Source organism: Streptomyces sp. NPDC039480 (assembly GCF_055597165.1).
This window is the reverse complement of sequence record NZ_JBVITX010000003.1, coordinates 412,270-432,849: the sequence shown is the minus strand read 5'-3', so window position 1 is coordinate 432,849 and position 20,580 is coordinate 412,270. Positions and strand designations below refer to the sequence as shown.

21 protein-coding genes are annotated in these 20,580 nt (G+C 69.2%); 13 read left to right on the top strand and 8 right to left on the bottom strand.

The window, feature by feature from the left end; translation table 11 throughout:
* The first annotated feature begins 41 nt into the window (after positions 1 to 41).
* Positions 42 to 1,208 (top strand): xylose isomerase, encoded by a 1,167-nt coding sequence (gene xylA, locus ACZ56E_RS12620; RefSeq protein ID WP_471213673.1) that lies wholly within the window; start codon positions 42 to 44, stop codon positions 1,206 to 1,208.
* A 279-nt stretch (positions 1,209 to 1,487) separates the two neighbouring features.
* Positions 1,488 to 1,790, top strand: coding sequence for a hypothetical protein (locus ACZ56E_RS12615; RefSeq protein WP_471213671.1), 303 nt, complete (start codon positions 1,488 to 1,490; stop codon positions 1,788 to 1,790).
* A gap of 20 nt (positions 1,791 to 1,810) precedes the next feature.
* Here the strand turns inward: ACZ56E_RS12615 and ACZ56E_RS12610 are convergent, their stop codons facing one another.
* The 3 genes from ACZ56E_RS12610 to ACZ56E_RS12600 form a co-directional block, all read right to left on the bottom strand.
* Positions 1,811 to 3,163 (bottom strand): esterase-like activity of phytase family protein, encoded by a 1,353-nt coding sequence (locus ACZ56E_RS12610; protein WP_471213670.1) that lies wholly within the window; start codon positions 3,161 to 3,163, stop codon positions 1,811 to 1,813.
* Positions 3,164 to 3,297: 134 nt separating this feature from the next.
* Positions 3,298 to 4,620, bottom strand: a complete 1,323-nt coding sequence (locus ACZ56E_RS12605) for an SWIM zinc finger family protein (RefSeq protein ID WP_471213668.1) — start codon at positions 4,618 to 4,620, stop codon at positions 3,298 to 3,300.
* Positions 4,617 to 7,499 carry a DEAD/DEAH box helicase gene (locus ACZ56E_RS12600; RefSeq protein WP_471213666.1) on the bottom strand — a complete coding sequence of 961 codons (2,883 nt, stop codon included), beginning with the start codon at positions 7,497 to 7,499 and terminating at the stop codon, positions 4,617 to 4,619. Before ACZ56E_RS12600 ends, ACZ56E_RS12605 begins: the two co-directional genes overlap by 4 nt.
* A gap of 235 nt (positions 7,500 to 7,734) precedes the next feature.
* On the opposite strand from ACZ56E_RS12600, the gene ACZ56E_RS12595 reads away from it, so the two are divergent.
* Both ACZ56E_RS12595 and ACZ56E_RS12590 read left to right on the top strand, forming a co-directional pair.
* Positions 7,735 to 8,787, top strand: coding sequence for a fatty acid desaturase family protein (locus tag ACZ56E_RS12595; RefSeq protein WP_471213663.1), 1,053 nt, complete (start codon positions 7,735 to 7,737; stop codon positions 8,785 to 8,787).
* Positions 8,788 to 8,944: 157 nt separating this feature from the next.
* Positions 8,945 to 9,127, top strand: coding sequence for a hypothetical protein (locus ACZ56E_RS12590; protein WP_471213661.1), 183 nt, complete (start codon positions 8,945 to 8,947; stop codon positions 9,125 to 9,127).
* A 40-nt stretch (positions 9,128 to 9,167) separates the two neighbouring features.
* Here the strand turns inward: ACZ56E_RS12590 and ACZ56E_RS12585 are convergent, their stop codons facing one another.
* Together ACZ56E_RS12585 and ACZ56E_RS12580 are read right to left on the bottom strand one after the other, a co-directional pair.
* Positions 9,168 to 9,989, bottom strand: coding sequence for a hypothetical protein (locus ACZ56E_RS12585; protein ID WP_471213659.1), 822 nt, complete (start codon positions 9,987 to 9,989; stop codon positions 9,168 to 9,170).
* A gap of 129 nt (positions 9,990 to 10,118) precedes the next feature.
* Positions 10,119 to 10,424: a hypothetical protein gene (locus tag ACZ56E_RS12580; protein WP_471213658.1), complete on the bottom strand. Its 306-nt coding sequence runs from the start codon at positions 10,422 to 10,424 to the stop codon at positions 10,119 to 10,121.
* Positions 10,425 to 10,524: 100 nt separating this feature from the next.
* Here ACZ56E_RS12580 and ACZ56E_RS12575 point away from each other — a divergent pair, with 100 nt between their 5' ends.
* Positions 10,525 to 11,430 (top strand): oxygenase MpaB family protein, encoded by a 906-nt coding sequence (locus ACZ56E_RS12575; protein WP_471213656.1) that lies wholly within the window; start codon positions 10,525 to 10,527, stop codon positions 11,428 to 11,430.
* Here ACZ56E_RS12575 and ACZ56E_RS12570 read toward each other — a convergent pair.
* Positions 11,407 to 11,940, bottom strand: coding sequence for a PadR family transcriptional regulator (locus tag ACZ56E_RS12570; RefSeq protein WP_471213653.1), 534 nt, complete (start codon positions 11,938 to 11,940; stop codon positions 11,407 to 11,409). The genes ACZ56E_RS12575 and ACZ56E_RS12570 overlap by 24 nt on opposite strands.
* A gap of 135 nt (positions 11,941 to 12,075) precedes the next feature.
* Here ACZ56E_RS12570 and ACZ56E_RS12565 point away from each other — a divergent pair, with 135 nt between their 5' ends.
* A complete protein-coding gene (locus tag ACZ56E_RS12565) occupies positions 12,076 to 12,834 on the top strand; it encodes an alpha/beta fold hydrolase (protein ID WP_471213652.1) in 759 nt (252 codons plus the stop codon).
* Between the two features lie 28 nt (positions 12,835 to 12,862).
* Here the strand turns inward: ACZ56E_RS12565 and ACZ56E_RS12560 are convergent, their stop codons facing one another.
* Positions 12,863 to 13,462, bottom strand: coding sequence for a class I SAM-dependent methyltransferase (locus ACZ56E_RS12560; RefSeq protein WP_471213650.1), 600 nt, complete (start codon positions 13,460 to 13,462; stop codon positions 12,863 to 12,865).
* A gap of 153 nt (positions 13,463 to 13,615) precedes the next feature.
* Between ACZ56E_RS12560 and ACZ56E_RS12555 the strand changes: the two genes are divergently transcribed.
* From ACZ56E_RS12555 to ACZ56E_RS12535, 5 genes are read left to right on the top strand one after another with little or no spacing between them, the layout of a single operon-like run.
* The gene (locus tag ACZ56E_RS12555) at positions 13,616 to 14,389 is read left to right on the top strand and encodes an MHYT domain-containing protein (RefSeq protein WP_471213649.1); all 774 of its coding nucleotides are present in this window, start codon (positions 13,616 to 13,618) and stop codon (positions 14,387 to 14,389) included.
* Between the two features lie 55 nt (positions 14,390 to 14,444).
* Positions 14,445 to 17,051 carry a sensor histidine kinase gene (locus ACZ56E_RS12550; protein ID WP_471213646.1) on the top strand — a complete coding sequence of 869 codons (2,607 nt, stop codon included), beginning with the start codon at positions 14,445 to 14,447 and terminating at the stop codon, positions 17,049 to 17,051.
* Positions 17,048 to 17,482 carry a roadblock/LC7 domain-containing protein gene (locus ACZ56E_RS12545; protein WP_471213644.1) on the top strand — a complete coding sequence of 145 codons (435 nt, stop codon included), beginning with the start codon at positions 17,048 to 17,050 and terminating at the stop codon, positions 17,480 to 17,482. The genes ACZ56E_RS12550 and ACZ56E_RS12545 overlap by 4 nt, the downstream gene beginning before the upstream one ends.
* Before the next feature lie 18 nt (positions 17,483 to 17,500).
* Positions 17,501 to 17,914, top strand: coding sequence for a DUF742 domain-containing protein (locus ACZ56E_RS12540; RefSeq protein ID WP_471213643.1), 414 nt, complete (start codon positions 17,501 to 17,503; stop codon positions 17,912 to 17,914).
* Complete coding sequence (locus ACZ56E_RS12535) at positions 17,895 to 18,500, top strand: GTP-binding protein (RefSeq protein WP_468607817.1); 606 nt, start codon at positions 17,895 to 17,897, stop codon at positions 18,498 to 18,500. The genes ACZ56E_RS12540 and ACZ56E_RS12535 overlap by 20 nt, the downstream gene beginning before the upstream one ends.
* Positions 18,501 to 18,570: 70 nt before the next feature.
* Here ACZ56E_RS12535 and ACZ56E_RS12530 read toward each other — a convergent pair whose 3' ends face one another.
* The gene (locus ACZ56E_RS12530; protein WP_471213641.1) at positions 18,571 to 18,999 is read right to left on the bottom strand and encodes a PPOX class F420-dependent oxidoreductase; all 429 of its coding nucleotides are present in this window, start codon (positions 18,997 to 18,999) and stop codon (positions 18,571 to 18,573) included.
* Positions 19,000 to 19,091: 92 nt separating this feature from the next.
* Between ACZ56E_RS12530 and ACZ56E_RS12525 the strand changes: the two genes are divergently transcribed.
* Together ACZ56E_RS12525 and ACZ56E_RS12520 are read left to right on the top strand one after the other, a co-directional pair.
* Positions 19,092 to 19,505, top strand: a complete 414-nt coding sequence (locus ACZ56E_RS12525) for a roadblock/LC7 domain-containing protein (protein WP_471213640.1) — start codon at positions 19,092 to 19,094, stop codon at positions 19,503 to 19,505.
* Positions 19,506 to 19,617: 112 nt separating this feature from the next.
* Positions 19,618 to 20,553, top strand: coding sequence for a DUF6397 family protein (locus ACZ56E_RS12520; RefSeq protein WP_471213638.1), 936 nt, complete (start codon positions 19,618 to 19,620; stop codon positions 20,551 to 20,553).
* The last annotated feature ends 27 nt before the right edge of the window (positions 20,554 to 20,580 follow it).

The window sequence follows — 20,580 nt, the reverse complement described above, 5'->3', positions numbered from 1 at the left end:
ATTTGTAAAGGGCCATGACGAAATAGGTGAGGGAGCCGCACATGAACTACCAGCCCACTCCCGAGGACAAGTTCAGCTTCGGCCTGTGGACCGTCGGCTGGCAGGGCAGGGACCCGTTCGGGGACGCCACCAGGGCCGCACTCGACCCGGCCGACTCGGTGCGGCACCTTGCTGAGCTGGGTGCCTACGGAGTGACGTTCCACGACGACGACCTGATCCCCTTCGGATCATCCGCATCGGAACGGGAGAGCCACATCAAGCGCTTCCGACAGGCGCTCGATGCCACGGGTCTCGTCGTGCCGATGGCCACCACGAACCTCTTCACACACCCCGTCTTCAAGGACGGCGCCTTCACCGCCAATGATCGCGACGTACGCCGCTACGCGCTGCGGAAGACGATCCGCAACATCGACCTCGCGGTCGAACTGGGCGCGCGCACCTACGTCGCCTGGGGAGGCAGGGAGGGCGCCGAGTCCGGCGCGGCGAAGGACGTCGGCAATGCGCTGGACCGCATGAAGGAGGCCTTCGACCTGCTCGCCGAGTATGTGACCGCGCAGGGCTACGACCTGCGGTTCGCGATCGAACCGAAGCCGAACGAGCCCCGCGGCGACATCCTGCTGCCCACCGTCGGCCACGCCCTCGCATTCATCGAGCGCCTGGAACGACCCGAACTGTTCGGCGTCAACCCCGAAGTGGGCCACGAGCAGATGGCGGGCCTGAACTTCCCACACTCCATCGCCCAGGCGCTGTGGGCGGACAAGCTCTTCCACATCGACCTCAACGGTCAGACGGGCATCAAGTACGACCAGGATCTGCGGTTCGGCGCGGGGGACCTGCGCAGCGCGTTCTGGCTGGTCGACCTCCTGGAGAGGGGCGGTTACGACGGCCCGCGGCACTTCGACTTCAAGCCGCCGCGCACGGAAGACTACGAAGGAGTGTGGGCGTCGGCCGCGGGGTGCATGCGCAACTACCTGATCCTGCGGGAGCGGGCGGCCGCGTTCCGGGCCGACCCCGAGGTGCGCGAAGCGCTGCGCGCCGCACGCCTGGACGAACTGGCGGTCCCCACCGCTGAGGACGGACTGTCCGGTCTGCTCGCCGACAGGGATGTTTTCGAGGCGTTCGACGTGGAGGCAGCCGCAGCGCGCGGAATGGCGTTCGAACGGCTCGACCAACTGGCCATGGATCACCTTCTGGCGGCTCGGAGCTGAGCGCGCTCCGCAGCCGACGCTCCGTCAGCTGGTGCACGGGGGTCGCCTTGTAACCGGTTCGAGGCGACTCTTGTTGGTATGGCCGTGCCGCCCGTACCTCCGCAGCCCCCTCCGCCTCCGCCCAGTGGTCCACCACCGGGCGGAGGCGGGTTCGGACCACCACCAGGCGGCGGGTACGGGCCGCCACCCGGCAGCGGGGGCTGGTCGTCGGCCCCGCCTCCTGGCGGGCCCTCAGGACGGCGTAACGGGCTGTTCGTCCTGCTGGCGATCATCGTGGCGGTGGGAGCCGTCATCGCGGTGGTCCTCGTGGCCACCGGCGACGACAGCGACGGCAAGAAGGAACCCGCCGAGACCGGCAAGGACACCAGACCGGAACCCACGCCATCGCTCAGCATCCCGTCGCAGATTCCGACCGAGCTGCCCACTGGTCTGCCCAGCGAGGTCCCGTCACTGCCCACCGACATGCCGTCGCTTCCTACGGACTTCCCTTCGCTGCCCACCGACTTCCCGAGCGACCTGAACTCCCTCCTGCCGCCCTCGCCCGCAGATGGCCAAGTCCCGTACACCAAGCCCCAGTCCTGACAGGGCTTCGCTTCGAAGAGTCAGTACTTCTCCGGTAGCCGGACGTACGTCACCGAGGTCTCCACACCGCTGTCGACGAGTCGCCCGTGCTTGTCGAAGGCCTCGGGCCCGTCGCTCATCCCGAAGTCGTTGTCGTTGATCAGTGCCAGGGTGCGGCTGTCCACCTTGGCAACGCCTTCGATCTTGTCGGGCACGCCGTCGACGGCCCCGAGGTCGACCACCAGACGCTTGCGGAGGACGGGCACTCCGGAGGCGACGGGATCGTCGAGCTGCTCCAAGGAGGGGCTGGTCGTGGCCTTGTCCCACTTGTCGCCGAGGATGTCCGACCTGCGGTCCAGAGTGACCGCCTGGAGCCGTGCGGCCTTGTCGGTCCGCTCCTGGACGAGGAGCCGGTCGCGCCCGATGGCTACTACGGAGGAGATCTTCAGTTCGGAGGTGTCGTCCTCACCGGGGTCCACGATGCCCACGGCGTCGAACCGATAGGCGTACTCGGCGGTGACCTTCCCCTTCTTCGGAGAGAAGCGCAGCAGCCGCGTCGTGCGCGAATCGTCACCCGCGTCCTCGTCCGGAAGGGCCAGCGGGCTCTGCACGGCCATCACGAGGTCACCGCCGGGAAGCCGGGTGAGGCCCTCGAAGCCGCGGTTCGTCTTCCGGTGGAGCAGAACACCCGGCAGCGCCTCGACGACCGGATAGTCGGCGCCACGCAGCTTCAGCCCTCGGGGGACATAGCGCTTGATGACCTTCCCGCGCGCGGAGACATGGATCAGTGAAGGACCGTACTCGTCGACCAACCAGAAACTGCCGTCCGGGGCCCGCACGATTCCTTCCGTGTCCAGACCGTTCGGGTCGTACGAGACGGGAACCTTCGCGTCATACGTGTACGGGGCCTCGTCACGCCCTTCCTGGTTGGGCAGGCCTGTGACGGGCTTTCCGGAGGCAGTCGTGATGGGGAGCGCGGAGACGACCTTGACCTTGCCGTCCCGCACTCGGATCTTCACGATCGCCGGGTCGAAGCCGGGGACCGGGAAAGTGCGGCGCTTCTTTCCGTCCACCTTGATCTGACCGTTGGGCCCACGGTCGGTCACGGTCCAGAACTCGCCCTTGCGGCCCGCCGGATAGAGATCGCTGCCTATGCCGCCGAGATCGACACCGCGATCGTTCTTCACCGTCCCGGGGAGCAGCGCGTTGCTGAAGGCGCCGAGAGAGATGTCCCCGAGCGTCGCAGCTTTGGTGATCCTCGCCTCACCGTGTCCGCCGCTCGCCTGCCGGCCTGTCGCGGTGCCGGCCGCCGTGAGAGCGGCGATCACGGCGAGCGGTATACCGGCGGCTATGGAGCGGCGGACACGCCCCTTACGGACTGCGTGCGGGGACATCGGGGCCTCCTGGGGCACGGGTTCGGTGACAGCGGTCAGACTTCGCCGCCGTCACGAACTCGAAGGGGCCACTGGGTGAACTGCGGGAGACGCGCCGACGGCGCCTCCCGCGAGGGGCGGAATCCGCGTCCGTGCTACTCCCCGGCGTCGGCCATGGCCAACGCAGTCGCGGGGTCATGGGCCGCCGGCCCCGCGGGGGCCCAACGGCCTCCCTCCTTCCGGTAGGGCCACCAGCGACCGTCACGCCCTTGGCGCAGCTGCGCGTTCGTGCCGACCACGGTCCAGCGGTTGTGGGCCGCGCGGAGCCGAGGCCGTTCGTCCTCGTCCCAGGCCGCGTCCAGTGCGGCACGCGCGCGTGCCAGTGCCTCGTCCTGAGGCGTCCACTCCTCTTCGAGTACGTGGAGCGCGGCGCGGCCGCCGTACGTCCAGGCCCGCACGGCGAGTGCCATGCCGTCCCGGCCACGCTCGGACGCCTCCGCGAGCCGCGCTTCGATCACAGCACCGGGCTGAGCGGCTGCCAGACGAACGGCGTCCTCCGCAGCAGTCAACTCAGCCTCCAAGGGCGAGCTTTCGTGCCCTGGAGTGAGCGCGTCGGCCAGCAGCCGGTACGCCTCGGCGGCCGCCTGCGCGGCCAGGAACTCGACTGCCGGCACATCGAGTCCCGGCGCGGGCTCCGCCTCGGTGTCGAGCGTCGGCGGCAGGCCCGGCTCCGCGGGCAGCGGAGGCAGGGCGGGCAGCGGCGGAAGGATGGCACCGTCCGAGTACGCCTCCGCGGCACTGACGCCCTCTGGGGCAGCTTCCTGAGGCCCTTCCTGAGGCTCCTCGGGACCCGCCCCGGCAACACTGCGCACCTGTAGCTCGTCGAGAAGTCTCCGCTCTCCGCGCCCCCGCATCAGCAGCAGCACGAAAGGGTCCTCGTCGAGCAGACGCGCCATCTGGTAGCAGAGCGCGGCCGTGTGCCCGCAGTGATCCCACGCGTCGCAGTCGCACTCGGGCTCGAGATCGCCGATCCCCGGCAGCAGCTCCACACCCGCCGCCGCGGAGTCCTCCACCAGGTGCGGTGGCATCTCACGGTCCAGGAGCGCTGCGATGTGCCCGGCCCGCTCGATGGTCATGCCGAGGAAGCGGTCCCACTCCTCCGAGCTCAGTTCCTGCAGGAGGACATCGGAGCGGTGCGGTGTGCCGTCGCGGTCCATGACGACCGCCGTGATCCGGCCGGGTCGCACCGACACCGCGCCCACCGCGCCGGCGCGAGCGAGCCTGCGCCCCGTCTTGAGCTGCTGGGAGTCGAGCGCCGTGTCCTCGAGAGCCTTCAGCCAGGCCTGACCCCACCAGCTCTGCGCGAAGCCGCGCCCATGGGCGGGCGGCAGCGCCGCGAACGTACGCTCGTCCGCCTGCGCACCCGCACGCGCGTCGTCGTCCACGGCACCGTACGTCTCATCATGGATGTCACTCATCGCGCGCCCCCTCGCAGCTCCACCAGATCTGACAGTTCGGCGTCGGTCAGCTCGGTGAGAGCCGCCTCGCCCGACCCGAGGACGGCATCGGCCAACTCCCGCTTGCGCAGCAGCATGTCGGCGATGCGGTCCTCGATCGTTCCCTCCGCGATCAGCCGGTGCACCTGCACCGGCTGCGTCTGCCCGATGCGGTACGCGCGGTCGGTGGCCTGCGCCTCGACTGCGGGGTTCCACCAGCGGTCGTAGTGCACCACGTGTTCGGCACGCGTCAGGTTCAAGCCGGTGCCCGCCGCCTTCAGAGACAGCAGGAACACCGGGACGTCGCCGTCCTGGAAGCGCTGAACCATGGCCTCCCGCGCCGCTACAGGTGTGCCGCCGTGCAGGAACTGGGAGGGGACCCCGCGGGCCGACAGGTGCTGCTCGATGAGTCGCGCCATCTGGACGTACTGCGTGAAGATGAGCACGCTCGCGTCCTCGGCGAGGATCGTGTCGAGCAACTCGTCCAGCAGTTCCAGCTTTCCGGAGCGGCCGGGGATCCGGGGCTTGTCCTCCTTGAGGTACTGCGCGGGATGGTTGCAGATCTGCTTGAGCCCGGTGAGGAGCTTGACGACCAACCCCCTGCGCGCCATTCCGTCGGCGCCGGAGATCTCCGCGAGCGTCTCCCGCACCACGGCTTCGTAGAGGCCTGTTTGTTCCGCGCTGAGCGAGACGGCACGATCGGTCTCCGTCTTCGGCGGCAGCTCGGGCGCGATCCCCGGATCCGACTTGCGCCGGCGCAACAGGAAGGGACGCACGAGCTGCCCGAGCCGCTCTGCGGCACCGGGATCCGCGCCGCCCTCCACGGCCTGTGCGTACCGCGTCCGGAAGGTGCCGAGTCCGCCGAGCAGGCCGGGAGTGGTCCAGTCGAGAATGGCCCACAGTTCGGAGAGGTTGTTCTCCACGGGAGTGCCGGTGAGTGCTACACGCGCGCGTGCCCCGATGGTGCGCAGCTGCTTGGCCGTGGCCGAGTACGGGTTCTTGACGTGCTGCGCTTCGTCGGCGACGACCATGCCCCAGGAGGTCTGCCCGAGGTTCTCCGTGTCGAGTCGCATCGTGCCGTAGGTGGTGAGGACGAACTCGCCGTCCGTCAGGCCCTCCAGGCTGCGCTGGGAGCCGTGGAAGCGGCGTACCCGCGTGCCAGGCGCGAACTTCTCGATCTCGCGTCGCCAGTTGCCCATCAGCGACGTCGGGCAGACCACCAGCGTGGGGCCCGCGGTCTCCTCCTGTGTCTGGCGGTGCAGATGCAGCGAGATCAACGTGATCGTCTTGCCGAGGCCCATGTCGTCGGCGAGACAGCCGCCGAGGCCCAGCGAGGTCATCCGTGCCAGCCAGTTCAGGCCACGCAGCTGGTAGTCGCGCAACTCGGCGGCAAGCGCCTCGGGTTGCCCGACGGGCTCCATGCCCTCGGGGTCCGCGAGTCGCTCGCGCAGGGTGGCGAGCCATCCTGTCGGCTGTACGTCGACGCGCCGACCCTCGACTTCGGTCGTGCCGGTCAGTGCGGCACTGAGGGCATCGATCGGGGTGACCTTGTGATCCTGGCGGTCACGGGCGCGGCGGGCCTCCTCGGGATTGACCAGCACCCATTGATCGCGCAGGCGCACCACCGGACGGTTGGCCTCCGCGAGGTGGTCCAGTTCCGCCCGCGTCAGCTGCTGGTCGCCCAGCGCAAAGCGCCAGTTGAAGGCGAGCAGAGCATCGGCGGAGAGGAAGGACGGCGTACCCGACGCGAGCTTGTGCGGCCCCTTCTGGTCGTCGTTCTGCCCGTCGTCGTCCGGGGGGCCGATGACCACGCGCGCGGTGAGGCTGCGCGCCAGTTCCTTCGGCCAGTGCACGTCGACGCCCGCGACAGCCAGTGCTCGGGCGCCTTCGCCCAGGAGCGCGGTGACCTCCTCGTCGGCCAGCTCGATCGCGTCCGGCACGGTGGCCGAGAGCAGCGGGGCGAGAGGCGGCCACGCGCGCGTGGCGCGACGCAACGCGAGCAGGGCGTCCATGCGCGCACGCGGCCCGAAGGCCTGTCCCGAAGCCCCGGACCCGGCCCACACCTCGGCGGCGTCCGCGACAAGCGAGGGGTCGCTGACACTGTGCAGTTGCAGCACGGCGCGGAACGGCAGCCGAGTGCCGTCCTCCGCCACGGAGGCGAGGCCCGGGATTTCCACGCGCAGTGAGATCCGTACGCCGGCGTCGTGCCCGGCCGCCACATCAAGGGCCCACGCGCGCTGCTCCGGTACGTGCTGGGGCTCCGGCGTGGCGAAGACGGTTCCACCGGACGCCAGGGGCGCGGCGGGGGAGCGCGGAAGTGTGTCGGCCACGGCGTCGAGGAACTGGCGCAGCAACCTCTCGGGCTCGGGCAGTCGCAGCGGCAGGCTGTCGTCCAACGGGCGTGCGTGGGCGGCCGGTGGCATCGCCGCGGACAGCTCACGCAGCCGCTGCAGGTCTTCTGCGCTCAGTGGGCCGGTGCGCCATGCGTCGTGGTCGGTGGCGGTCAGCCCGGGCAGCAGGAGTCCGCGCGCCGCCAGTTGCAGGGCCAGCACTCCGGCCGTTCCCCAGAACGCGGCCGTCGGGTGTGTTCCCGTCGCGGCACGCGCGCGCGTGAGGACCGGCAGCGCGGCGCGGACAGGGAGGAGCACCGCGGGCACGGTGGCAAGATCGATCCCGTCGTCCCCCGGTACTGCGAGGGCCAGCTCTTCGTAGGCACCAGCAGCTGTGTTCGGTGGCTGGGTGCCATCGCTGTGCCAGAAGGCGACGCGTCCGTCGCGTGGTGGGTCGGCGGGTACGAAAAGGGCGGAACAGCGTGACAGTTCGGAGAGTTCGGCAGGGGACACGACGGGGAGCCTGTGCACAGCGATAACGCATTCCTCAAATTTGACTACTGCGGCCGGAGCGGCCGAGAGTACAGCAAAGGGAGAGCTTCGCGGGCGACCTCGGGCAGTGATCCCAGTCACATGGTGTAGCCAGCCCCCCTGCCATTCGGGGCTGGCCCCCGCTGCAAGACGGGTGGTGCCGTCATGGTTCCCGAAGGTCACTGATCCGTACGTTTTATGAGGTCAGCCCTTCATCAGCAGACGGAGACCCACCATGCCCCAGGCCGCCGCAGTCGCGGAACGCTCCCCAGCCGCCACTGGCAGACAGTCCGCCGGTAGTGATTTCGCGCCCCTCCTGCGTACGGTCAAGGAGCAGGGGCTCTTGGATCGGCGTACAGGCTGGTACGCGCGGACCATCGGAATCAACACCCTCGCACTGGCGGCCGTGGGGGCCGGGATGTTCCTGCTCGGCGCCTCGTGGTGGGTATTGCTGCTTGCCCCCGTGCTCTCCGTCCTGTGCGCACGGACGGCGTTCATCGGCCACGACGCGGGCCATTCGCAGATAACCGGAAACCGGTCCGTCAGCCGTGCCATCGGCCTCGTACACGGCAACCTCCTGCTGGGGATGAGCTCCGCCTGGTGGAACGACAAGCACAACAGGCACCACGCCAACCCCAACCATGTCGACAAGGATCCCGACGTCGCCGCGAACGTCCTCGTGTGGACCAGCAGGCAGGCCAAGGTCCGTCTGGGTTTCCGGCGTTGGCTCACCCGCAACCAGGCCTGGCTCTTCTTCCCGCTGACGCTCCTCCAAGGAGTCGCCATGAAGATCTATGGCTTCCAGGACCTGCGGCGGCAGGATCGGCGCGAGCGCGTGGTGGAAGGCCTTCTGCTGGTCGCTCATCTCGTCGGCTACGTGACGCTGTTGCTCGCGGCCATGCCCCTCGGCCACGCGCTCGCCTTCGCGGCGCTTCACCAGGCGTTGTTCGGCCTGCACCTCGGACTCGCCTTCGCACCAAACCACAAGGGCATGGAAATGCCCGACCCGGACGGCGAGCGATGGGGTCATCTGCGGCGCCAGGTACTCACCTCGCGCAACGTTCGCGGCGGCCTCGTGACGGACTGGTTCCTCGGCGGACTCAACTACCAGATCGAGCACCATCTGTTCCCGAGCATGCCGCGCCCTCATCTGCGACTCGCCCAACCCGTCGTACGCGCCCACTGTGCCGCCATGGGGATGCCCTACGCGGAGGCCGGATTTGTCGACTCCTATCGCCAGGTGCTGCGCCACATGTACGAAGTCGGTGAGCCCCTGCGGGTCGAGTAGGCCGGGAGATCGCGTAACCCTGGAGGCGGCCGGCGAGTCAGGGACCAGTAGGGGACGAGGCTCAGGGATGTCTCAGGGTCACGGCCAGGAACCGTAGGACGCCCGATCCCGTTTTCCAAGGCAGAGAGCGGCACAAGCCGCGAAGGAGGCGACGCACATGTCGAAGAAGGCGAAGATCGCCGCAGGAGGTGTGGCAGCCGGGATCATTCTGCTGTTCTGGTTGCCATGGTGGGCCGCGCTCCTGATCGTGCTCGGAGTACCTGCGGCGGCCTATCTGACGCTCGACTCCGGTCAGCGGGGCAGGCTGCGTCGTGTCACACGCAAGGAGATCGGTCGCTGAGGCGTCTGCATGATGCGGCAGTGATTCCTGTCGCTCGTGCTCAGGAAGGGCGAACCGCCATCTTGTCGAGGGCCTCCAGCAGTGCGGGAAGCTCTGCTCCACGGCCCACCGGCATCACCTCTCCCGGTTCCTCGTCCAGCAGCACGAACGCGATGTCGTCGGTCCTGGCGACCATGGACCAGCCAGGGCCGTCGGCCCGCAGGGTGCGCGCGTCCCCCGAGGCGAAGGACGACCGCACCCGCCCCAACGGCGGCGGAGTGTCCACGTACGCACGCGCTTCCGCCAGTACGCGCCGGACGCTGGTCAAAGGAGCGTCCGCGTCTTCCGGAGACTCCACGGCGGTCCCGTCCGTCGCGAATTCCTCGTCGTCGATCTGCGCCCGCCAGGCCGCCCACTGCAGTGCTATCTCGTCGGCACCAAGCCGTCGTTGTGCCGGGCCCCAGGTGTCGGGCGGGGGCGGCGCGAGTGGTGGGCGGCCGGCGTCGTCCGGGCCAGGTTCCGGATCGTGCGGAGCGGGCACGCCGGGAGCGGCCACGGCGACCGCCAGCGGCCATCCGGGCAGCGCGGCGACCACCGTGCGCTCTTCGGGAGACAGGTCGTACTCCATACCGCAGTCCCAGGAGGCGATTGCCACGGCCACCAGCGACACATCGTCGACGACGACCGTCCAGCGCGCGCCTTCACCGTCCTGGCCGAGCACCAGCCCGTATCCGGCGGCGAGCGGCGCGAGGCCGAGCGCCGCACATGCCTCCGGATAGTCGTCGCCCAGTACGCTGGGGAACTTCGCGGGCGTCAAGAGCACCGCCGTCAGCACGTACAGCGCGTCGTCGGCCGCGTCGGCAGCGTCGTCCGTCCCGGCCATGCCAGCCTCCCCGATCGCTTCATCCGTCGGCGCACCCTAACCACTCGCCCCAGAGATCGTCGAGAGGTCGATGAGCAGGAAAGTCGCCGGCGGACCACCTCGTGCGACCGGGCCGGTGCGCCTGCGGGCTCAGGCGGCGGGCAGCCCCAGAAGAGACCTGGCCACGTCCCGTGGTGACTCGTCCCGTTCGCGTGCGAGGGCGATGACAGCGCGGCACGCGAGCTCGTTGACACCGAATGACAGTGCCTCCGGAGAGACCCAGCCGGTGGCTTCGTCCATCTCGGCCTGATCGTCCTCGGCGCACGCCGCCACATAGACGGCGGCTGCCTCGAAGATGTTGTGCGGGCGCTTGTGCTTGTCCCGGTCGCGAGTGGGCTCGCTCTCGTCCCGCGCGGGCTTGTTGGATTGCCAGAACTTGCGAAGTCCGTCGAACATGTGGTCCACCTTCCCCCGGGTGCGGCTACCACCATTGAAGCCTCATCCGCCTTTGGCCAACGTAGAGTTGTTGTTCCGGTGCGAGAAGGGGGATCACGCGGTGAAGCGTTTCGAGCGGCTCGAGCAGATCCGGCGACTGGACCCGGAGCGGGACTTCCTCGAGATCTATCGGCTCAGCACGACATTCGAATTCCCGTGGGACCACACGCGCGCACTGGAACTCGCGCTCTACCGCACCTACGCAGTCCCCAGTATCGGCCGTCTGCTGGCACAGACAGCGGAACTGACAGACCGTACGCAGAAGAGGTACGACGACACGGCTCTGCTTCTCGACGCCGTCGTGGAGCACGGTTTCGACGGCGACAAGGGCCGTACCGCCATCCGGCGCATCAACCAGATGCACCGCAGCTACGACATCAGCAACGACGACATGCGCTACGTCCTGTGTACGTTCGTGGTGGTGCCGAAGCGGTGGATCGACGCCTATGGCTGGCGCAGGCTTTCGCGTCACGAGACGGCCGCGGCCGCCGCGTACTACCGCACCCTTGGCCGGCACATGGGCATCAAGGAGATCCCAGGCTCCTTCGAAGAGTTCGAAGACTGCCTCGTTGCCTACGAAGAGGCCAATTTCGGCTGGGATGCAGGGGCGCGTGAGGTCTCCGACGCGACCCTAAACTTGATGGCCTCCTGGTATCCGCGGCCCATGGCACCCCTGTTGCGCAACGCGACCCTCGCACTGCTGGACGAGCCCCTGCTGCGGGCGTTTCGGTACGAACAACCGGGTGTGGTCACCCGCTCGGTGGTCCGGGGCGCGGTGCGGCTTCGCGGGCGTGCGGTGCGCCTCATGCCGCCACGCAGGGCACCGCATTATGCGCGGCAGAACCGGGAGATCAAGGGATACCCCGACGGCTACGAGGTCGCCGAGCTCGGCTCGTTCCCCGTGCCGGGCGTTCGTGGGTGCCCGGTCCCGCACAAGGACGGATCAGCGACCACTCCCGTCGAGTGAGGCCAAGGTGGCGCGGAGCCAGGTGAGTTCGGCCCGGCTGGTGGCGCGGGCGATCGTGAGGATGCCGCGTCGGAAGGGGTCGTCGAGCTCCTCCGCGCGCAGAGGGCGTTCGCCGTCGTAGAAGAAGCTAGCGGGTTCCTCGAGGAAAGCGAGCCGTCGCCGGAGCACCGCCGCTTGTGCCGTTTCGTCGTCCAGGTGGCGGAGGAACGCGAGAAGAGTGAACCAGCGGTTCTCGTCGGTGATGTCTCCCCGTGCCGGCTCCGCGAGCCGCTTGCGCAGCTCCTGTCGGCCGGCCGGCGTGAGACTCAGGACGTGGCGGGGCGCCGCCCCGGTGCCGGGCTGGGTCTCCCTGGCGAGCAGCCCTGTCTTCTCCAGGCGTTTGATGGCTGGGTACAGCGTGCTCTCCGCGACGGGGCGCACATGCCCGGTCAGAGCCGAGATGCGCTTGCGCAGCTCGTAGCCGTGCAGGGCGGCGTCGTAGAGAAATCCGAGGATGGCCAGTTCGAGCATGGCTGCATTCTGCCGCACACATTCCATGACAGGTGTACATCCGGTGCGAGATACCTCGGCATCGATGTATGGTCTCCGGAGTCCGCAGATGATGATTGGGAGCGGGCGACAGGACGAGGGATACGGGGTGCGGGGATGAGGGAAGCGCGGTTCGATGCTCGGGGCAGCCGTGTGCGGTGGACCGAGGTGGACGGGGCCGGGCCGACGCGGGTGTACGTGCACGGACTCGGTGCCGCTTCCGCGGTCTACCACGCACACATAGCCGCCAGGCCCGAGCTGGTCGGCCGCCGCTCGTTGTTCGTGGATCTCCCAGGGCACGGCCTCAGCGACCGTCCCGCAGACTTCGGGTACAGCCTGGAGGACCATGCCGACGCGCTGGCCGCGGCTCTGGAAGCGGCCCATGTGGTCGGCGCGGAGATCGTCGCGCACAGCATGGGCGGGTCCGTCGCCATCGTCCTCGCGTGCCGACGCCCCGACCTGGTGACGAGGCTGGTCCTCACGGAGGCCAATCTCGACCCGGACCCTCCCGCCACCGCGGGCAGCAGCGGCATCGCCGCGTACTCGGAGGAGGACTTCGTCGGCGGCGGTGGCTACGCGCGCGTGCTCGGGGAAATCAGCGCCACATGGGCAGCCACGATGCGCCTTGCGGACCCGCTTGCGCTGCACCGGAGCGCCACCGGCCTGGTCGCGGGCACCCGGCCCACGATGCGTCGGATGCTCATGGAACTGACCGTCGACCGCGTCTACTTGCAGGGTGCTATGAGTGGCGAGCTCCTCGGGCACGGCGAACTGACAGCCTCCGGAGTGCGTGTGGTGACGGTTCCCGAAGCGGGCCACAACATCATGTTCGACAACGCGGACGCGTTCGCGGCGGCGATCGCCGGTCGCCTCTGACCGCTCGTCGAGACCGGGTGGCCCACCCTCAGTCCTGGCGTACCGCCAGGGCGAGGAAGCGCGCGTCCTCGTCGACGTACGAGGTCATGAGCCACCCGGAACGGGCCAGCAGCGGGCGGAGGTTGACCTCTGCCCGCAGGTCGTCCGGAGTGATCTGTCGTCCCTGCCGTGCCGCGAGCGCCGCCCTGCCGATGGGGTGGAAGAGCGCGAGCAATCCACCCGGGCGCACCACCCGCCACAACTCCTTCAGGTTCTCTGCGGGATCCGGGAGGTGTGCGATCAGTCCGGCGCCGAACACGGCGTCGAGTGACCGCGCACGCAGCGGCAGACGTGCCACGTCGGCGAGCAGAAGCCGGCCGTCACGGCCCCTGCCCGCGCGTGTCGCGGCCTCCAGCATGGCCGGAGTCAGATCGGCGCCGAGCACCACACCCGATGGCCCTACGGCGTCCCTGAGCGCGGGCAGCGCCCGCCCCGTCCCGCACCCGGCGTCGAGCACGGAGGCGCCCGGAGCAAGTGACAGCTCGGCGACGGCGGCGCGATAGGCGGGCCCATCATCGGGGAAGCGGGCGTCCCAGTCGGCGGCGCGGGCGGTGAAGAATTCCTGGACCTGCGTGTGGTCGTCGCTCATGCGACCCATGATCCCGCAACAAGGTCGCACGCGCGTTGGGCGCACTCGTTCGAGCGTGACGCGATCGTTCAGCGTCGCCTCTCTGTCATCTTCCGTCAGCTTTCGAACTGCGCCCCCGTTGTGCGCCCCTTGTCGGACTAGCGTCCCGGGGCCATGGGACACCTGGACCACGCCACCTTCGGCTGGCTGACCCCCGTGCTGTCGTACGCGATGGCCTGCATCGGTGCCGCCCTCGGGCTGCGCTGCACCGTCCGCGCGCTGGGCGCCTCGGGCCGGTCACGCCGGAACTGGCTCATCACCGCTGCCTCCGCTCTCGGTACCGGCATCTGGACGATGCATTTCGTCGCCATGCTCGGCTTCGGAGTCACCGGCACCGAGATCCACTACAACGTGCCACTGACCTTCCTGAGCCTTCTCGTCGCGATGGCCGTCGTGGGGGCCGGCGTCTTCGTCGTGGGGTACGGCCGTGATCGTGGGCGTGCACTGGCGCTGGGCGGACTCACCACAGGACTCGGTGTCGCGAGCATGCACTACCTGGGCATGGCGGCGCTGCGCCTGCACGGCGACGTCGAGTACGACCTCGTGCTGGTCGGGCTCTCCGTAGTCATCGCAGTCGTCGCGGCGACCGCCGCTCTGTGGGCCGGCCTCAACATCAAGTCCCCGATCGCCGTCGCGGTGGCGTCGCTGGTCATGGGAGGGGCGGTGACCAGCATGCATTACACCGGGATGCTGGCTGTCAGCGTCCGGGTGGTCCCGTCCGAAGCCGCGCTGCCCGGCGCCACGACGATGCAGTTCATCTTCCCCCTGGCCGTCGGCCTCGGCTCCTATCTCTTCCTGACCTCGGCATTCGTTGCGCTCTCCCCGACCACCGGGGAGCGTGCGGCGTCTGTGTCGGCCCAGCGACCGGTGGACGGTGTCGCCCCCTAGAGGCGCCTCCCGCGCCGACCGGACGACACACACCGACCATCCGAGCGAGGAGGCCATGGACACCCCGCGAAGCACCCCCGATCCGGCCGCGAGCACGACACCGCCGTCTCCGGAGCACCAGCCGGCGCGCGGACGTCGCGCCCACGCAGGTCAGCCCGCCGTCGAACCGCCGGGCGGAGACGACGCGTTCACCGATCCATCGACATACAGGGCGCCCGCGGGCGCGGCATGGTGGCGAGTAAGGCCGCGCACCGTGCGCGCCAAGATCGTGTGCCTTCTGATGGTGCCCGTGGTCTCGCTGCTCGCCCTGTGGGGCTACGCGACCGTCAGCACCGCGCAAGATGTGGCCCGCCTGCGACAGGTTCAGCGTGCCGATGCCGACGTACGGTCCCCGGTCGAGGCCGCTATCGCCGCGCTCCAGGCCGAACGCGTGGCCGCCGTTCGCCACGCGGTCGAGCCCGGTGCCGACCGCGGCGGCGCACTCGAAAGGCAGGTGACACGGACCGACCGCGCCGTGGCCGAGCTGCGCCTCGGCGACCGCCGGACCGTCGCCGACGGCGCCGGGCTCCCTGACGGCGTGGCCGACCGGCTCGAAACGTTCGTCTCCAGCGCCGAAGAACTGCGCTCCCTGCGCACCGAGGTGCTGGACCGACGCACGGGCTGGGACGCGACGTACGGCCAGTACACAAAGACGATCTCCCAGGCGTTCGCGGTCGAGGCCGCCCTCACTGGGATGCAGGACACCGAACACGGCTCCCACGCGCGCGTGCTGCTCGAGTTCTCGAGGGCGGGCGAAATGCTGGCCCGCGAGAACACCATGCTCGCCGCGGCCCGGTTGGACGGCACCCTGGACGGTGCACGCCTGCGGCTGTTCACCGGGGCCGTCGACACCCGCCGCACCCTGACCGAAACAGCGGCAGCGGACCTGCGCGGTCCTGAGCAGGCCGCATGGCGTGAACTCGAGCAAGGCAAGGCGTACGGAGACGTACGCGCCGCCGAGGACAAGGTGCTCCTGGCCGAACCAGGCCGCAAGGCGCTCGCCGCGGCACCGGCAGGAGCCTGGGACAACGCCTATGCGGTCGTGCGGGACGAGCTCCACGCGATCAAGGAGCGAGCGGATCGCAGCGCCGCCGACCGCACCGACCCGCTCGCTCACGGGGTGCTCACCCCGGCAGGCGCCGCCGTCCTCCTGGGGCTGGTTGCCGTCTGCACCTCACTCGTCATCTCTGTGCGCATCGGGCGGGGTCTCGTCGTCGAGCTCGTGAGCCTCCGTAACGGAGCCCTGGAGATCGCGCGCCATAAACTGCCGCAGGCCATGCGACGGCTGCGCGCCGGTGAGGAGATCGACATCCGTGCCGAGGCGCCCCCCGGGCCACCGGCGGAGGACGAGACCGGGCAGGTCTCCGAAGCGCTCGATACCGTCCATCGAGCGGCCCTGCGCGCGGCGATCGAGCGCGCGGAGCTGGCCAGCGGCATCTCCGGGGTGTTCGTCAATCTGGCCCGCAGGACCCAGGTCCTCGTCCATCGTCAGCTCAGCCTCCTCGACAGCATGGAGCGCAGGTCCGACGATCCCAACGAGCTCAGCGACCTCTTCCGGCTCGACCATCTGACGACCAGGATGAGGCGCCACGCGGAGAGCCTCATCATTCTCTCCGGAGCCGCACCCGGCCGGGCCTGGCGCAGGCCCGTCTCCCTGACCAACGTGGTGCGCGCGGCAGTCTCCGAAGTCGAGGACTACGCGCGCGTGGAGGTACGACAACTCCCTGCCGCGTCGGTCCTCGGGACGGCGGTGGCCGACCTCACCCACCTCCTCGCCGAACTGGTCGAGAACGCCGCTCAGTTCTCGCCACCCCACACCAAGGTGCGCGTCAGCGGCGAACCAGTCGGCAACGGCTACGCCCTGGAGATCGAGGACCGAGGGCTCGGCATGGGCAAGGAGACGCTCGCGGAGGCCAACCGTCGTATCGAGCAGTCGGAAGCACTCGATCTCTTCGACAGCGACCAACTCGGTCTCTTCGTGGTCAGCAGGCTTGCCGCCCACCACGCCATCAAAGTGCATCTGCGCACGTCCCCCTACGGGGGGACCACGGCCGTCGTACTGCTTCCGACCGCACTTCTGCACAGCGGCACGGTGGGAAGCCCGGAGCCGCACGCCGCTGAGGCCGCCCCGGTGGCGCGCAGAGCCGCGTGGGACAAGGAGCACGCAGGCGTGCAGGGAGCACCACGGCACCACAGGAACAACAACTCCGTTCCGGCCTCGGCCACACGTCCCGCGCTGGCCGCAGCGGCCGAGGCGCTGCCCCCGCCCGGTGTCTCCACGCTCCGGCTGCACCAGGGACGAGACGCTCGCGACACCCCGGAGACGCGTCCGGAGAGCATCGACGCTCTTGATGTCGCCGACGCGGATGCACAGGACTCCTCGGAGGATCTGCCTCGCCGCGTACGTCAAGCGAGCCTCGCTCCTCAGCTGCGGGAACGCCCCACTGACCGTGGCGCCACGGCAGAGGACGCCGGAGCTGAGGACGAGCGCAGCCCGGAGCAGGTACGCGACCGTATGACCGCCTACCGCGACGGCTGGGCACGCGGGGGCGGTCGGCTCCCGGGCATCGGCACGCCGGGAGCCGTAACGGGCAGGGACAGCAGTGAAGGAGATCGCGCATGATCCAGGGCCAGAGCATCCCCACCGGTCGGACCGGCGAACTCGGCTGGCTGTTGGACGACTTGGTGCTGCGTGTCGGGGAGGTGCGGCACGCGGTGGTGCTGTCCACCGACGGACTCCCGGTCGGCGCGTCGACCGCCCTCACTCGCGAGGACGCCGAACACCTCGCTGCGGTGGCCTCGGGGTTCCACAGCCTCGCCAAAGGGGCGGGCCGGCACTTCGGAGCCGGTGGAGTACGCCAGACGATGGTGGAGATGGACGACGCCTTCCTGTTCGTTGCCGCTGCGGGCGACGGATCCTGCCTCGCTGTTCTCACTACAGTGACGGCCGACATCGGCCTCGTGGCGTACGAGATGGCGCGCATGGTCAAACGGGTGGGAGAGCACCTCTACACCCCGGCGCGCTTCGCCGAGCAGCCACCGAACCTCGGATGATGAGGGCGGCCGGTACCCATGACCGAGGACACGAGCGGCAGCCCGGGCCAGCCGGGCAGCCAGTGGTACGACAACGAAGCCGGGCCTCTCGTACGGCCCTATGCGATGACGGGCGGACGCACCAGGCCGGGACCGCGGGGCGTCCGCTTCGACCTGATCGCCCTCGTGACGCTCGACGACACCGCTCCGGAGCATGACGACACCATCGGGCTCGGGCCCGAACACCGGGCGCTCATCGAACTGTGCCGCGCCGAGACGCAGTCCGTCGCCGAGCTCGCCGCCGGCGCGGACCTGCCCGTGGGTGTGGTCCGCGTGCTCCTGGGCGACCTGTTGGAGGCGGGCCGCGTGAAGATCAGTCGGCCCGTTCCGCCCGCACAGCTTCCCGACGAAAAGATCCTCCGAGAGGTGATCGATGGGCTCCGAGCACTCTGACGCCACGGGCGCCGAGACCTCTGCCATGGCGTTGAAGATTCTGGTCGCGGGCGGCTTCGGGGTGGGCAAGACCACCTTGGTGGGCGCTGTCAGCGAGATCCGTCCGCTACGCACCGAAGAGCTGTTGAGTGAGGCGGGTCAGTCGGTGGACGACACCGAGGGGGTCGACCGGAAGACCACGACGACTGTGGCCATGGACTTCGGGCGCATCACCATCCGGTCGGGCCTTTCGCTGTACCTGTTCGGTACCCCGGGACAGGACAGGTTCTGGTTCCTGTGGGACGAGTTGTCACAAGGTGCCCTCGGTGCCGTAGTCCTTGCGGACACCCGTCGGCTCGAGGACTGTTTCCCCGCCGTGGACTACTTCGAGCACCGTCGTATCCCGTTTGTCGTGGCAGTCAACTGCTTCACGAACGCGCGTACCTACGGGGCGCTCGAAGTGTCACGGGCCTTGGACCTCGACCGCGGGACGCCTGTGGTGCTGTGCGACGCCCGGGATCGTGATTCGGGGAAGGAGGTGCTGATACGCCTGGTCGAGTACGCCGGGCGGGTTCATACCGCCCGGTTGCTCGACTCCGTGGGCTGAGGCGTCGCGTCCACTGCCGGCCCGCTTCGGGTCCTCCGCGTGCCGTCGGTCGGAAACTCCGTGCGGGCCGTCAGTCGGCGACGCCGGAGTGCGCGAGCACCTTGTCGATTCGCACGCGCACCAGGAGTTCCCCGGGGACACCATTGCGCTTGCCGAACTCCTCTGCGCGGTCCTCGCCCATGTAGCGCGCGCCGATCCGGGCTGCCCAGTGCTGGAGTTGATCGATGTCTTCGCTGAGCTCCGCGCGCCCCTGCAGCACGACGAAGGCGAACGGCGGGTGATCGTCGTCGACGCACAGGGCCACACGCCCGTCCCGCGCGAGGTTCCGTCCCTTCACGGTTTCCTTGCCCGTGTTGAACACGAGGTCGTCGCCGTCGAGCAGGAACCAGATCGGCGCGATGTGCGGACTGCCGTCCGCCCTGACGGTCGAGAGCTTGCCGGTTCGGGTGCCGTGCGAGACGAAGGCCCGCCACTGGTCGTCGGTCATCTTCTGTGCCATGTCCCCATCATGCTTGCCGGGGGGCCGGTCGTGGTGAAGGCTGGCAGGTCAGATCCTCCGGCCAGGGGGAGCAGACACGGGGAGACGGGAACATGGGGCAGAGCACGGGGCTCGGCTGGCTGCTGGACGACCTGACGCAGCGGATGGAACACGTACGACACGCGCTGGTGCTGTCCAACGACGGCCTGGTGACCGGCGCGAGCACGGACCTCAAGCGGGAGGACGCGGAACATCTCGCCGCGGTCTCGTCCGGACTGCACAGCCTCGCCAAGGGATCAGGGCGCCACTTCCACGCCGGCAAGGTGCGCCAGACGATGATCGAGTTCGACGACGCGGTCCTCTTCGTCACGGCGGCGGGCGACGGCAGCTGCCTGTGTGTTCTGAGCTCCGCGGAGGCCGACATCGGGCAGGTCGCCTACGAGATGACGCTGCTCGTGAACCGCGTCGGGGAGCACCTGGCCGTGGATGCACGGAAACCCGAACGCACGCCAGTCGTGGACCTCTGACCTGCACTGACGCTGCCACATCAAGAGTTATCCACAGGGCCAGCGAGGATCGTCGTGATCGGGCTACGGTTTTTCCCGAGAGCCAGCAAGCACATCTCACGGGGGATCCACCATGACCGGCGACACCATCACGCAATCCACCAGCGCGACGACCACTCGACCGACGGTCACGCCGAGCTGGGCAGCTAAAGAACTGGGGCTGAAGCGGGGCGAATTCGATCTGGCCGTGCTGCTGGGGCGCATCCGCACCGTCGCGGACGTACCGGGCGGTCGGCGCCGTGTCACCCACGAGGAGATCGAGCGCGTGCGCGGGTGCGAGGGATTCCCCGAGGCGCTACGGGAGAGCGTCAGAGCTGTGGGCACCACCGAGGGCGCGGAGCTCATGCAGATCACCACGGCCCGCTTCACCCGCCTCGCACGCGCGGGTGTCCTGACGCCCGTAAAGTTTTACCTGAACCGTTATAGGGCAGTTGTCTGGCTCTATCTCGCCGAAGAGCTGCGCCATTTCGCCGAGTCCGAGATCAATGCCGTACTTCTCAAGGGACGCATGCCGGAGACGATCCGAGGCCGCCTCGAAGACGGGCAGGATCTGCGGGCACGCAACTGGCGAGGGCGGTACGCGGAATCCCTGTTGCGCCATGCCGAAGACGCGTGGGAGCGCGCCGCCGCGATGGCCTCGCTGCTCGATCCGGTACAGATCGCGGAGATCGTCAGGGACCCCTACGAACGCGCCTACCTCAGTCGGCTCAAGCCCGTGCCTCGCACCCAGGGCGGACCGGAGTCGCCCGCGGTGCGGATCGTGGAGACCATCACGACCGCGGACGACCCCGACGAGATCCGGTGGCTGCGCTCCAGCCTGCTGATCGGCCTCGTCCAGGCCCGCGCGGAGCGCCCGGCCCCTCGGCCGACCCCGCGGTCCGCCCCAGACCCCGCTCCTCAGACAAGCACCTCTGGACCGGAATTGGAGCCGTCGACCGAGGTCTCGGCCGAACCCTCGGTGCAGGAAGCGCGAGGCTTGATGAAGTGGTTGCGCCGCAGGAGGGCGTAGACCGTCGCAGCCGTGACGTCGGGTTCG